The organism is Apibacter muscae, from assembly GCF_007845595.1.
Lineage (GTDB): Bacteria > Bacteroidota > Bacteroidia > Flavobacteriales > Weeksellaceae > Apibacter > Apibacter muscae.
Window position 1 is genome coordinate 36,678 of sequence record NZ_SELI01000021.1, and the last position, 12,284, is coordinate 48,961.

Annotated in this window: 17 protein-coding genes; 14 read left to right on the forward strand and 3 right to left on the reverse strand. The window is 29.4% G+C overall.

The annotated features are described in order from the left end of the window. Positions 1–11: 11 nt before the first annotated feature. Entirely contained in the window at positions 12–617 is a 606-nt protein-coding gene (locus ETU10_RS08545; RefSeq protein ID WP_146311488.1) for a hypothetical protein, read from the forward strand. Positions 618–956: 339 nt separating this feature from the next. Here the strand turns inward: ETU10_RS08545 and ETU10_RS11325 are convergent, their stop codons facing one another. The 3 genes from ETU10_RS11325 to ETU10_RS08560 are packed head-to-tail and all read right to left on the reverse strand — an operon-like array spanning position 957 to position 2,281. Beyond that, positions 957–1,724 (reverse strand): antA/AntB antirepressor family protein, encoded by a 768-nt coding sequence (locus ETU10_RS11325; protein ID WP_246118454.1) that lies wholly within the window; start codon positions 1,722–1,724, stop codon positions 957–959. A gap of 23 nt (positions 1,725–1,747) precedes the next feature. Then, positions 1,748–1,951, reverse strand: coding sequence for a hypothetical protein (locus ETU10_RS08555; protein WP_146311490.1), 204 nt, complete (start codon positions 1,949–1,951; stop codon positions 1,748–1,750). 18 nt (positions 1,952–1,969) lie between these two features. Next, entirely contained in the window at positions 1,970–2,281 is a 312-nt protein-coding gene (locus ETU10_RS08560) for an SH3 beta-barrel fold-containing protein (protein WP_146293021.1), read from the reverse strand. A gap of 106 nt (positions 2,282–2,387) precedes the next feature. Here ETU10_RS08560 and ETU10_RS08565 point away from each other — a divergent pair, with 106 nt between their 5' ends. The 13 genes from ETU10_RS08565 to ETU10_RS08625 all read left to right on the forward strand — a co-directional run bounded on the left by ETU10_RS08565 (position 2,388) and on the right by ETU10_RS08625 (position 12,283). Continuing rightward, a complete protein-coding gene (locus ETU10_RS08565; protein WP_146262427.1) occupies positions 2,388–2,651 on the forward strand; it encodes a hypothetical protein in 264 nt (87 codons plus the stop codon). 22 nt (positions 2,652–2,673) lie between these two features. After that, positions 2,674–2,964, forward strand: a complete 291-nt coding sequence (locus ETU10_RS08570) for a helix-turn-helix domain-containing protein (RefSeq protein WP_146293023.1) — start codon at positions 2,674–2,676, stop codon at positions 2,962–2,964. A gap of 60 nt (positions 2,965–3,024) precedes the next feature. Continuing rightward, positions 3,025–4,095 carry a type I restriction endonuclease gene (locus ETU10_RS08575; RefSeq protein WP_146293025.1) on the forward strand — a complete coding sequence of 357 codons (1,071 nt, stop codon included), beginning with the start codon at positions 3,025–3,027 and terminating at the stop codon, positions 4,093–4,095. A 159-nt stretch (positions 4,096–4,254) separates the two neighbouring features. Then, on the forward strand, positions 4,255–4,899 hold the full coding sequence (locus tag ETU10_RS08580; RefSeq protein ID WP_146311492.1) for a hypothetical protein: 645 nt from the start codon (positions 4,255–4,257) through the stop codon (positions 4,897–4,899). Then, on the forward strand, positions 4,896–5,321 hold the full coding sequence (locus ETU10_RS08585) for a hypothetical protein (protein ID WP_146311494.1): 426 nt from the start codon (positions 4,896–4,898) through the stop codon (positions 5,319–5,321). Before ETU10_RS08580 ends, ETU10_RS08585 begins: the two co-directional genes overlap by 4 nt. 160 nt (positions 5,322–5,481) lie before the next feature. Beyond that, positions 5,482–6,537, forward strand: coding sequence for an ATP-dependent Clp protease proteolytic subunit (locus ETU10_RS08590; protein ID WP_146311496.1), 1,056 nt, complete (start codon positions 5,482–5,484; stop codon positions 6,535–6,537). Between the two features lie 6 nt (positions 6,538–6,543). Beyond that, positions 6,544–7,638, forward strand: coding sequence for a hypothetical protein (locus ETU10_RS08595; RefSeq protein WP_146311498.1), 1,095 nt, complete (start codon positions 6,544–6,546; stop codon positions 7,636–7,638). Positions 7,639–7,669: 31 nt separating this feature from the next. After that, positions 7,670–8,254 carry a hypothetical protein gene (locus ETU10_RS08600; protein ID WP_146311500.1) on the forward strand — a complete coding sequence of 195 codons (585 nt, stop codon included), beginning with the start codon at positions 7,670–7,672 and terminating at the stop codon, positions 8,252–8,254. Further along, complete coding sequence (locus tag ETU10_RS08605; protein ID WP_146311502.1) at positions 8,254–8,853, forward strand: hypothetical protein; 600 nt, start codon at positions 8,254–8,256, stop codon at positions 8,851–8,853. The genes ETU10_RS08600 and ETU10_RS08605 overlap by 1 nt, the downstream gene beginning before the upstream one ends. A 3-nt stretch (positions 8,854–8,856) precedes the next feature. Next, positions 8,857–9,993 carry a hypothetical protein gene (locus tag ETU10_RS08610; RefSeq protein WP_146311504.1) on the forward strand — a complete coding sequence of 379 codons (1,137 nt, stop codon included), beginning with the start codon at positions 8,857–8,859 and terminating at the stop codon, positions 9,991–9,993. Continuing rightward, complete coding sequence (locus tag ETU10_RS08615) at positions 9,986–10,558, forward strand: DUF6712 family protein (protein WP_146311506.1); 573 nt, start codon at positions 9,986–9,988, stop codon at positions 10,556–10,558. The genes ETU10_RS08610 and ETU10_RS08615 overlap by 8 nt, the downstream gene beginning before the upstream one ends. Then, positions 10,552–11,796, forward strand: a complete 1,245-nt coding sequence (locus ETU10_RS08620; RefSeq protein ID WP_146311508.1) for a hypothetical protein — start codon at positions 10,552–10,554, stop codon at positions 11,794–11,796. The genes ETU10_RS08615 and ETU10_RS08620 overlap by 7 nt, the downstream gene beginning before the upstream one ends. 4 nt (positions 11,797–11,800) lie before the next feature. Then, a complete protein-coding gene (locus ETU10_RS08625; RefSeq protein ID WP_146311510.1) occupies positions 11,801–12,283 on the forward strand; it encodes a hypothetical protein in 483 nt (160 codons plus the stop codon). Position 12,284 lies beyond the last annotated feature (1 nt).

Sequence of the window (12,284 nt, forward strand, 5' to 3'; positions counted from 1 at the left end):
AAATTTTACTTATGAAAAAAATAAGCTTATTCTTTTTATTAACTCTTTGCGTGTTTTCATTTGGGCAAAAATTAAAGGAAGTGGAAACTTTTAATTATAATGAGTTTTCTGATAGTAATTTTAGAAATAAATATTCTAACAACTGTATAGTTGGAACATATATAACTGAAGATGGCAATAGTATAAAAAAAGGAGATACTCTAAAACTCGGTATTCCTTCAAATAAACAAGGTACTGGAGGCGATTTTAGTTTTTTAATATTTGGAACTCTAAATGGTACATTATTAAGAGGTATTGATTATGTAAATGGAACTTTAACAGGTAATTATATAACAATAGAAGAAATCCAAATTTTCAGAAGCATGGGTACTTATGGAATTAAATTACAAACACAACCTGTTCAAGGGCAAAAAATACCATTAACAAAATATATTACTGTATTAAATTTTGATCAAGCTTATAACACAGGAGAAATATTACTAACTAATGCAAAAATTACTAAAGAACAGGCTATCAAATTATTGAAAGAGAAAAAAGACTTATTGGATTTGGGTATTATTACGCAAGAGGAATTTGATAGAGCTAAAGAAGAGTTAACTCCAACAATAATTCAATAAAATTTGTATAATATTAGAGCATTTAAGAACACTAAATATCAGAAATAAAAAAACCGAATAAAAAATAATTTTTTATTCGGTTTTTTAGTTTTTTTTAATCCTAATTTAGTTTCTAAATATTTACCTATCAACTATTTATAGGATTAAAGGGTTGTAACAACTGCTGTAATTTTAATAATGAAAGGAACTCACAACGAAAATACAAAGAATGAAAGATAATGGTGTGTTGTAACAACTGCTGTAATTTTAAAAATGAAAGGAACTCACAACAGCCTGCGCACCCATCAATTGCAGTTGTAAGTTGTAACAACAGCTGTAAAGATACAAAATGAAAGGAACTCACAATAAATTCAATAACTTTAATAAATCCATGAACTTATTTTCATAATATAAGGGTTGTGTTTCTTTAGGGTTATGAATTGAGGATTGGTTTTCTCCGTATTCTAATCCCTTTTCTGTTAATGTTTTGAAATAACTCTTTCCATCTTTAGCTGCTTTGCTATTTGAAGGTCTTGAATTTTCGGTTAAAATTCCTTCTTGTAATAATAATTGATTTAGTTGTCTTGTGTTCATACCTATGTTGTTTATTTTAAGCAGCTCAGATGCTGAACGCAACACATCTTTGGAGGTCGTGTAGTCTGGAAGGTCTAAGCCCACAGGGTTGGCAATAGAGTGCATAAGCATGAGTTTAGAATTTTCATTTGGGCTGCAAACTTCTAAATAAAATCTAGCAACCATTATTTTAGCTTCAATGGTTTTTAGGTCTTTCACCTCTCCTATTTGTCTTTGTGTTACTTCTCTTAACTTCTTTTCGCATTCTATAAAATATTGTCGGGCTTGTTTGCATTTTAAATTTCCCTCTACCATTGCTAATTCTTTTGCGCAATCTAGGGTTAAGGCATATTCATCAAGAGGTCTTCCTCCCTCTAGGTTTTTAATAAATTTATTAAAAACTATATAATCTTGATTCTCAATAAGACCATATTTTTTAATCCTGTTTCTTATCCAGTTTGAAAACTGTTGCTTACTTTCTAAAAACGTGTGCAACTCTCTTGCACTTACTGCTTGTTTTCCGTTTTGTTCTGTGATTTTTACTAATTCTTGCATGGTATTGGGGTTTTAAAGTTTTATTAATTGTAATGAATGTCTTTTGTTGACCATCCTTGTGGATTGTTTGTTAATGTTTCTATTTGTTTTATGTCTTTAATATTTATAACTTCTGTTGTGCTACTATCATTGATTAGTACTATTACGTCCTCCCCTATAAAATCTACATATCCTATTTTCCCGTTAATATTTAGTCTTTGTTCGTAGGATATACTTATTGTTTTCATGGCTTTATTTTTTAAGGTTTATATCAAGTTTAGTTTTTTAAAACATCTGTATTCTTGCTTTTCTGTGTCAAAATATACTTGTACAAATTCATTTTTCTTTCTTTTGTCAATACCTGAAATTACAGGCAGGAATTTTTCATTTAAAGTACCCCAAGCCTCTCTTACTTCTCCATTTACTTTTGTGAAGTAAAATTTTACGATACCTTTTTTCATAGCTTGAACAAGTTTAAAATTTCTCCAAGCTTGTTTTAAACATTCTGAAAATTCTTTACCTGTAGTTCTAAAAAATTTCCAAGCTTCAATCATTATATTTTTTAATATCGTTTTCATGTTGTTTGTATTATCTGTTGTTATTTTATAGTGCAAATATAATTGCACTATTTGTATTGTGCAAATTTTTATGCACTTTTTTTATAATATTTTTTATCTTTGTCTTATGAAAGATATTTTTGAAAGCAAACAAGACCTATATAAAAGAATAGTAGAGTTATTTGAAAAGTATTTAAAAGATAATGGCTTAACTACTGACGGAATAGACCCAGACAAACATTTTATAAGTAGAAGGCAATTTTTTTATTTAAAGAATATAGCTAAAGGAAAAGAAGCTCCAGACATTGGAGAAGGTAAATTAAATTCTCTTTTAAATATGTTGAATCTTAAATTAGAAACATCAGTTTTTTATAAATTAAGTGAAAAATAATTTGCACTAATTTAAATTTAAAATGTATAGAATAAAGGAAATTTGTAGAAATAAAGGATTAATGCTTAAAGATTTAGCAGAAAAAATAGGAATAACAGAAGTAGGACTTTCTAAATCTTTAAATGGCAATCCTACTTTAGATACCTTACAAAAGATAGCAAATACTTTAAATGTACATTTAGTTGATTTATTTATAAATGACGGAGTAATAGGGTTTATTAAATCTAATGGCAGAACTTATGAAATAAATTCTTTTAATGATTTAGACAATGTTTTTAAAACTATTAAAAAAGAACAGGAAGAAATAAAATAAACAATTATTATAATACTTTAATATAATATAAATATTTATCTTTGAGAAAAATAAATTATTATGGATTTCAAAGATCAAATTAAGGTTCTTGGAGATAGAGTTGTAAAATTAAGGGAGCAAGTTCTTACAGAAGAAGCTACAAAAAACGCTTTTATCATGCCTTTTATAAAAGAATTAGGTTATGATGTTTTCAATCCTTTTGAGGTGGTTCCTGAATTTGTTGCTGATGTAGGGATAAAAAAGGGAGAAAAAATTGATTATGCCTTAATGAAAGATGGTAACCCTATAATCTTGATAGAGTGTAAATGGCATGGTGTACCCTTATCTATTGATAATGAATCACAACTATTTAGATATTTCCATACTACTACTGCTAAGTTTTCAATATTAACTAATGGTATTGAATACAAATTTTTTTCTGATCTTGTTGAGCCAAATAAAATGGATGACAAACCATTCTTTTCTTTTGATATAACTAAAATCAAAACAGCCCAAATTGAAGAATTAAAGAAATTTCATAAATCATATTTTGATATAGATAATATCACAAATACAGCTAGTGAATTAAAATACACAAATGAAATAAAGAAAATATTAAATCAAGAATTTAACGAGCCTTCTCCCGAGTTTGTAAAACACTTTGCAAAACAGGTATATCCTAGTGTTATAACTTCTAAAGTATTAGAAATGTTTACAGATTTAACAAAAAAATCTGTACAACAATATATAAGTGATTTAATTACTGAAAGGTTAAATACAGCTCTCAACAAAGAACAAGATAAAACTCCTAAGAATTCTGACACAGAAATAGAAGTAGAAAAAGATAATAATCAAGTAGTAACAACAGAAGAAGAAATAGAAGGCTTTTTAATTGTGAAAACTATTTTAAGACAAAAAATAGAAGGCTCCAGAGTTCATCACAGAGATGCAATGTCTTATTTTGCTATATTACTTGATGATAATAACAGAAAAACTATTTGTCGTCTGTACTTTAATACAACAAAAAAATATCTTGCAATTTTAGATGAAAATAAAAAGGAAAATAAATTTGAGCTATCTTCATTAGATGATATATTTAATTATTCTAATGAACTTTTTGAGGTTATAGATAGATTAGATGTAGAAAAATAATAACAAATCAAAAACCCTTAGAAATTCTAAGGGTTTTTAAAATCAACTCCATATCAGACATAGAGAGGATGTTAGAAGAAATAAGAGAAAAAAACAAATAAAAATTTATCTCACTCAGATAAATAATTATCTTTGGGATAGATAAATTTTTATTATTATATGTCTACAACCAAAAGAACTGATAGAATGGATATTTTTATAGAAGAAGGTAGAAATATCATTCTTATACAGGAAAGATGGCAATACAACTGGCTTACAAAGGTTACCCCTTGGACAATTACTGAAAGAAGAAAATTTCATGAATTGGCAGACCAAAGAATATGGAAAATTTGGGGAGGTCATTTTAAATTAAAAGTTCAAGGAACTTCTTCTTTTGCTGAAAAGCATAAGAATACCACTTTTACGGTTAATTTTGATATTAAATGGGCATTGATAAATCCTCATTGGAAAGTAAATGTAACTAAGATTGCTCCAGGAGGGTTTCAAACAAGCTACGTAAATTGGAATAGTAAAATTATAAGTTTAGATACAGAAGATACAAAAATAGTAACTCGATACGCAGGTAGATCTAAATACAAACAATATCCTGTAGCGCATGAATTCGGTCATGCTATAGGGAATGTTCCTATTAGAGGAATAAGCCATTCAGATGAATATCATGACAGCTATAGACTTAATGGGGGATTTAAATTAGATTATTTAAGTATTATGAATATAGGAAATAATTTGAGAAATCGTCATTTAGATTATGTTTTAATCCAGTTAAACTCTATGTTCGCAAATACAACTTTCTATATAGTATGAAAAAAATTAATCTTTTTGTTTTAATTCTAGTTTTACAAATAAGTTGTCAAGAACATAAACAGCTATCGCACCCCGCCGTTAGTACCCCTATTGAAATTATATCTACAAAAAGTAAAATAAATACCCAACCAATGGCTTTTATAGATCCTGAAAAAGTAAAAAATTGGTCTTTTGAACAAATTAAAGAAAAATATAAACCTATTATAGAAGAAGAATATTTATTAAATGAAGCTATTATCTCTGAATTTAGAATAGAGTTATATAATTATTTTAATGAAAAGGAAAGAGATCAACCAATATTGATTAAAGAAGTTACCTGGGAAAAAGACAATGACACCAACTTTACCATTTGGTATAAAAAAGATGCAGATAAATGGGTATTTATAAATTCATTTATTTGGGAGAAAGATTGGATGTTTTAAATTCCAATTTAAACTAAAACATTTACTTAAATAGCATATTAAGTTCCACAGCCCCACACGGGGCTTTTTTTATCTCCTTTATTTAACACCATTGGACAAAAGTCTGTCCAACAACTAATCTCCCATTGTCTGTATTTTTGAATAAAATACAACGTTCTTTATGGCTTTTGAGATTAAAATATATGGCGGTATCTCCGATTATCAATCTGAAAATACTTTCACACTGAAAGACTTGCAAAGAAGGCTTGAGGAATACAATGGAGAGCCTGATGTTTTGGTAAGGATAAAGACAGATGGTGGTTATGTAAACGAAGGCTTCGCTATCTATGGAGAACTTAGAAGATTTGCCAAAGAAAAAAGCATTAAAATAACCACCCGGGCCGATGGCTTTGTTGCCTCTATAGGTACAGTTATATTTCTCGCAGGAGATAAACGAATACTCAACCCCTATATACTACCATTTATACACGAAGCATATTCACCTATGGGTGAAGACTCTGAATTTGTAAATGAATCATTAGCAAAATTCTACACTGAACACACCCTAATGAGTGAACAACAAGCAAGAGAATTAATGCAGCAAGAAACCTATATCCCTTTAGATCAAGCCTTAGATATGAAGTTTGGGACTGAGGTAGATGAAGTATACAAACCTGAATTTCTAAATAAAATAATGCGTAAAATGGAAGAAAAAAACAACAAAGAAACATGGTTAAAAAAGCGTTTTAATGCTTTCACCAAAGCCTTTAAAGCTAACAATAAAATTGAATTTGATGCCTCAAACAATGAACTACTTTTTTCAGAAGTACAAGAAAGCGAAGAAGTTAAAATAGGAGATACTGCCTCTTATAACGGAGAACCAGCTAAAGGAGAAGTTACAATGTCTGATGGGACTATTTATGTCTTTGAAAACGGAGCGCTAAAAGAAATTAAAAAAAATAGCGCTGAACCGGAGCCAAAAGACCCTCCCATTGAAACAGATCCAAAAGATACTAAAATCCAAGAGTTAGAAAAACAATTAAACAAGGAAAAAGAGGAAAAAGAAATATTGATAAAAGATCTTCAAAAATTCAAAAATGAAGCTGAAAGATCTTCGAAAATCCTTAACAAGTTCACAGAACTAGAATCATCCATGGCTGATGAACAAGCCAAAAAAGACAAATATGAAGGTGGTTCTATAAACTACTTAGAAAAACTTAAAAATCTTAACATCTAAAAAACAATGAATACAACTTTTGAAAGCAATTTTAATGAATTCGCAGAAACTATACAAGGTATAGTAGCTGGTAACAGCTCAACAATATCTAAGGCTATATTCACCAAGAGCTATGGGGTTTCTGATCTGACAACTTCTCATTACATACAAACTGGAGTTAAAACTGGAGAAAAAATCCCAATTATTACTTCTGAGGCTGATTTTACAAGCAATAGCTATATGGATGAAAACAATTGTGAGTATAATAGCTGTAACCTTGATTTAAATTATAGTTCGAAAGAATGGAGGTTAAAACAATTTGGATGTCAATACGAATTTTGTACAAAAAAATTTGATGATGAGTTCGCTGCTTTTTATGGAACTTTTAAAATCTACAATCCACAGGAAAATGATAAAGGAATCATCTATATGGCTTTCTTAATAAACAAAATTAAAGAAAACCTTTTAGCTGCTCAATGGAGGAATGCTTATTTGGCAGATGAGTCAAAAAAAGCACCCTATTTAAATAAACAAAATGGTTACTTAGTTCAAGCACAAGCTGGTGGTGGGTTAAAAGTTGACATCAATGAAAACTTAGCTACATCTTACAAAGATCAATTAATGACAGGAGAAAAAGTGTTTGATACTTTAAATAATCTTATTGATTCTGTCTCTGACGAACCTTGGTATGACCCTTCTAATCAATTAATCAAAATGTCAAATTATATGGCAAAACCTTTTATTAATTGGTTAAATGAAAAAACAGAAAGAGCTGCGGGTTATTGTGAAAAAATTTATGATACTAAATTGATTCAGCACGTGCCTTTGTGGAACAAGGAGAACATTTCCTTTAGAGGGGTTAAAATCATCGTACATCGTGAAATTGATACAGCGATTAAGCAAATTCCTGAACTAAATGGTGGTGGTGGAAATAATCCTAGAGAAAATCCAAACTTTGCCTTGCTTACATCTAGAGAAAATTTGAGGATAGGAACATCTCAAAAAGATGATTTAAACTATTTTAAAGTAGTTTTTGATAATGTTAATGACAAATTAATTGTTAAAACAAACTCTACCATGGAAGCCAAGTTGGTAACCGATGAATATGCAATTGCAATCTAAATTAATAATTAACCTAAAAAATAAATAAACAATGGCAGTAACCAGTTTATGTGCAGAAATTCAAAGGGGACAAGATTTAGCTTGTACCTCATTAGATAAAAGATATTACCAACAAGCAATTATTATAAATAAAAATGATATAGCTACTTACAACATAACCATAGATTCCAAAACTGGAAAATATCATGTAAAATTCAGTTTAAAAGAAGGGAAGAAAGGGTATCTATATAGAGCGATGGAATCAGGCAGTTCATTCTCTGGCTCTTTTGATAAATCTACCACAGATCAAGGTATGGTTCAATACCTTCATAAAACAAATATGATTGTACAAACAGCTGATGCAGAAGGAAAATTAGCACAACATGAATTGGATAGAGGAAGTTTTGTAGTTGCAATGCAATTTAAAACAGGAGGAATCGAAATTTATGGAATGGATTACGGATTATCCTCCGCAGATTATACTAATGACTTACAGGCAAATAATGGGGTTAATGCCATTGTCTTACAGTCTTTAGAAACAGCACAAGAGAACAGCTTACCTCTGATCTATGAATCAGAAACCCCAGGAGGAGAAACTGCTGATTTCGATTCTTTATTTGAAAATAAGGCAGCCTAATGACAAGGGAGGAGTTGATACATATAGGGAAGCAGGAAGTTCGTAAAAATGAATCTCTACTGCTTTCCTATATAGATCTATTCGAAAAGCAGTTTGGTTTTAAGCCTAATTGTATGAGTTGCTCTTTTAATTCTGATTGGGATTTGTTTGTAAAATCTACTAAAAATAATAACTCAAGTAATTTAAAAATGAAAAATAATAAATATAAAATTAACCGTCTTTTAAGCCAAAAAATATTTACCTACATCAAAGATCGGAGAACTTATCGGCTATACGGAAACCAAATGACCGATGAATTTGCAGAGAATTATTTGAAGTATGGCACAGAACAAGAACTGGAAGCCAGAAAAAAAGAATTTGAAACTCTTGTTGAAATTGAGAAACCAGAAGAAGAGAGTAAAAAGAAGAAGATTTCATCTAATAAGACAAAGGTAGAAGATAAAAAAGTAGAAGACTTGAATTTAGATTCTATTTCTGTAAACAAGACAAAGGAAGAGGTTGAAAATAAAGAAGAGAAGGTTTCTAAAAAGAAAACAGAAGAAACTAATAATATGAAAAATCTTGTTGAAATAGAGAAACCAGAAGAAGATAGTAAATAAAGTATGGGAGTTAGAGCGTCTTTTATTGAGTTATTCAGCAGAGTAGTTAAAGTATTACATAACGATGAAAAGATCTATATAAATGGTGCAAATAACCTATACCCAAATGAGATAGAAAGGATTATTAACAGCTCTCCTACTGCTAAAAGATGTGTTAATGTAATGATGTCCTATATTTATGGAAAAGGTATAGATAAAGGCGCAGATATTTTGATAAACAAAAGGAAAAATTACACTTTGTCTACCATTTTAAAGAAAGTAATAAAAAGCTATACTTATCAAGGAGGAGCTTTTATTCATATTGGATATGGCTGGGAGAATGGAAAAATAGTAATTAAAAGCTTAGATGTTTTAGATTATACAAAATGCAGAATTTCCAAAGAGGACGACAAAGAGAGTAAAGGAAAAATTTACTATGATAATTATGAAAAAAAATGGAGTTATCTGTCCGGTTATAGTCAAGAAAGAAAATGGTATTATCCTTTCAATAATAACCAGGAGGTTTTAAAGGCTCAATTATTAAATGATTTTAGTTTAAATAAGAGGAATAAAAAAGACACTTTTTCTCTTGAAAGAGCTATCTCTGATTTTAGAGGACAGGTCTATTTTTTTAATCCTTCTGATTATATTTATCCACTAAGCTTTATTGATCCTGCTTATAACGATGCAGACAGTGAGCATAGAATATCTATATATACTAACACACAATCCAGATTAGCGTTTTTAGGTAAATTAATTATGGTGTGTGCCGGATTAGAAAAAGAGGAAAAAGAAAAAATACAAAATGATTTTTCGAGATTTCTTGGTTCTGAAAATTCTGGAGGCGTATATAGGCTTGATGTTGAAGCTGGTCAAAACTTGGAAGATGCTGTAAAATTTATACAACTAGATGCACAATACGATGATAAATTGTTCGAAAATACAGATAAACGTATAATAAGAAATATTTTAGGAGTATTTAAAAATTTGCCGGAAGGACTAGCCTTCTCTAGTGATGCAATATTTAGCAACTCTGGAGAGTCTTACAGAGAAATGCAAAGATTTTACAATCAACAAACTTTCTGGGATAGGGATGAAATAGAAAAAACTTTTAAAATACTTGGATTTAAATTAAAAATTAATCCTTTAATAGATGAGTAATTTATTAATAACCATAGAGGAGGTAAGAAATATTGGTCAACTGTCTATCCATTGTGATAAATCCAAAATAATATTGGGAATTACACAAGCACAGAATCATGATATGAAGAAACTCCTTCAAGATTTTTGGTATATCGTACTTGAAAATAAAGATAATGAAATATTTCACACCCTTTTATTTGGTGGTAAATATGAAGTTCAATCAGGGGGATATAAATATCACGAAGGTTTAAAAAATGTATTAGCTCATTATGCTTATGCTCGTTACATTATGCTCAATGAATATAATGATACTCCTGTTGGAAATATGGATTTTCAAAGTAGTTTTTATTCTTCTAAGTCTTCATCAAGCATAAAAATGCAATATGATTATTATAGAAATTTAGCGCACGCATTATTTAAAGATGTTGATACATATTTATGTTATTCAAAAAATATCTTTCCGGAATATAATTCTTCAGAATGTGGACCATGTATAAATAAGACAGAAAAAAATTCATCTTCTGTTACTCCTTATGGAATAAAATCTAGTGTAATAACAAAAAAAATAACACCACTATGGTAAAAATAAACACAATACCGAACAATAATTCTCATTTTGAACTGGAAAAAGGCGGAATTAGTCAGTATTTACCGCGAAATTATAAAGTTAGTTTGGCGGGAGAATCTATTATAATTAAAAATTTAGATTCATTCAATTATTTAACAAACTTTATTAATTATTCTGATTTGATTATTAATGGAACAATACCTTCTTCTGCACAAGAAGCCCAGCAACTAGTTACCAAAGTTATTTTTGGGTCTAATAGATCAACTAGTCAGGGAGAACCATCAATAAATTCAAACTACATCCAAAGCAACCAAGCACCCACAGGTACATCATTCCCTAACAATCCCAAAGTAGGCGATTATTTTAGTTTTGTTGATGATAATGGGAATATAGAAGAAGTATACCAATTTGACGGGGATACATGGAAGCTTTTTATTAGACATAAAATAAATTTTGAAATAGCATTTAACAATGAAAGCTTTATGTATTATAACGATATAGGTAAGCTTCAAAACTTCGTAGGATATGATAATTATTCTATTTCAAAATTTAATATTGATGAAAATAACTTAACAATTAGCGCGTCTTTAACCTCTAAAAAATCTAACCCTGAACCTATTTATCTTATTGGCGTAACTGAAATTATTAAAGCAAATAATCAAACTAAAATAAGTCCATCATTTACTAACGACATGAAAATAACTGAGGGGCAAGTTGTATTTCAAGAGCTTAATATAGGTCAGCTAACCATTGATCCACCTCCTGAGGAATTAAAGAAGTTAATTGTTAGGAATTGTTCAATCAATAGTTTTTCGTATAAAAATCGCTCACATATATTAGAAGAGCTTCTTGTTGAAAATAATGTTTCACCGGACATAAATACATCCATTGATATAGGTGCTGCCGATCATATCATTATAAGAAATAATGGAGAACTTAACTTAGTATCTATAAGCGCGAGTTCAAGTAAAAAACATGATGTAAATATCTTAGATTTCAACAATCAAAAGATTTATCAACTTGAGATATATGGGCTAGATACTATTAACTTAAAGGAACTCACGCTACCTATAATTGGTAGTTTTATTCAATTCACACAGTGCTTATTAACAGAACAATTTCTTGATTCGCTTTATAATCATATAATTAAACAATCTCCTATTGCTATTTATTTCGATAGTTGTGATAATGTTTTTTCTAAAGAACAGCAAGCACAATTAAAAGAGAAAGGGTATACAATAACTATACGATAATACCATGGATGCATTAAAAATATTAATTATCACCTTTGTCTGTGCAATAATCGGCTATTTAGAACCCATCAATAATTCAATTCTGGTTTTGATTATCTTATTTTGTTGGGATATGTCTATGGGGATATTGGTTGATTTGGTAGTGAATAAAGACCGAATGCGGATTAAAAAACTTCTTATTTCTCTGTTATTTGTCGCTCTTTACACTCTTATAATCGCTAGTCTCTTTATTATTGGGAGACTCATGGATGATGTAGAAGAATTCTTGGAGATGATCAAAATCTTAACATATGTGTGTGCCTATTTTTATGGTAGTAATGCTCTAAGGAATTTAACGATCCTATTTCCCAACAATAAAACTTTTTCATTTCTCTATGAATTTTTGGGACTTCAAATTGTAAAAAGAATCCCGGAGCTTTCTTCTTTTTTACTCAAAAAAAGAGAGGAAAAAAATGAAAATAATCCTTTAAAATCTAATAATAATTAAA

Bases quoted from the DNA above. Each gene is read 5' to 3' on its own strand.
- ETU10_RS08580 (WP_146311492.1), top strand. From the start codon at position 4,255: ATGTCTACAACCAAAAGAACTGATAGAATGGATATTTTTATAGAAGAA.
- ETU10_RS08585 (WP_146311494.1), top strand. From the start codon at position 4,896: ATGAAAAAAATTAATCTTTTTGTTTTAATTCTAGTTTTACAAATAAGT.
- ETU10_RS08545 (WP_146311488.1), top strand. From the start codon at position 12: ATGAAAAAAATAAGCTTATTCTTTTTATTAACTCTTTGCGTGTTTTCA.
- ETU10_RS11325 (WP_246118454.1), bottom strand. From the start codon at position 1,724: ATGCAAGAATTAGTAAAAATCACAGAACAAAACGGAAAACAAGCAGTA.
- ETU10_RS08570 (WP_146293023.1), top strand. From the start codon at position 2,674: ATGTATAGAATAAAGGAAATTTGTAGAAATAAAGGATTAATGCTTAAA.
- ETU10_RS08620 (WP_146311508.1), top strand. From the start codon at position 10,552: ATGGTAAAAATAAACACAATACCGAACAATAATTCTCATTTTGAACTG.
- ETU10_RS08560 (WP_146293021.1), bottom strand. From the start codon at position 2,281: ATGAAAACGATATTAAAAAATATAATGATTGAAGCTTGGAAATTTTTT.
- ETU10_RS08625 (WP_146311510.1), top strand. From the start codon at position 11,801: ATGGATGCATTAAAAATATTAATTATCACCTTTGTCTGTGCAATAATC.
- ETU10_RS08555 (WP_146311490.1), bottom strand. From the start codon at position 1,951: ATGAAAACAATAAGTATATCCTACGAACAAAGACTAAATATTAACGGG.
- ETU10_RS08595 (WP_146311498.1), top strand. From the start codon at position 6,544: ATGAATACAACTTTTGAAAGCAATTTTAATGAATTCGCAGAAACTATA.
- ETU10_RS08615 (WP_146311506.1), top strand. From the start codon at position 9,986: ATGAGTAATTTATTAATAACCATAGAGGAGGTAAGAAATATTGGTCAA.
- ETU10_RS08565 (WP_146262427.1), top strand. From the start codon at position 2,388: ATGAAAGATATTTTTGAAAGCAAACAAGACCTATATAAAAGAATAGTA.
- ETU10_RS08600 (WP_146311500.1), top strand. From the start codon at position 7,670: ATGGCAGTAACCAGTTTATGTGCAGAAATTCAAAGGGGACAAGATTTA.
- ETU10_RS08605 (WP_146311502.1), top strand. From the start codon at position 8,254: ATGACAAGGGAGGAGTTGATACATATAGGGAAGCAGGAAGTTCGTAAA.
- ETU10_RS08575 (WP_146293025.1), top strand. From the start codon at position 3,025: ATGGATTTCAAAGATCAAATTAAGGTTCTTGGAGATAGAGTTGTAAAA.
- ETU10_RS08590 (WP_146311496.1), top strand. From the start codon at position 5,482: ATGGCTTTTGAGATTAAAATATATGGCGGTATCTCCGATTATCAATCT.
- ETU10_RS08610 (WP_146311504.1), top strand. From the start codon at position 8,857: ATGGGAGTTAGAGCGTCTTTTATTGAGTTATTCAGCAGAGTAGTTAAA.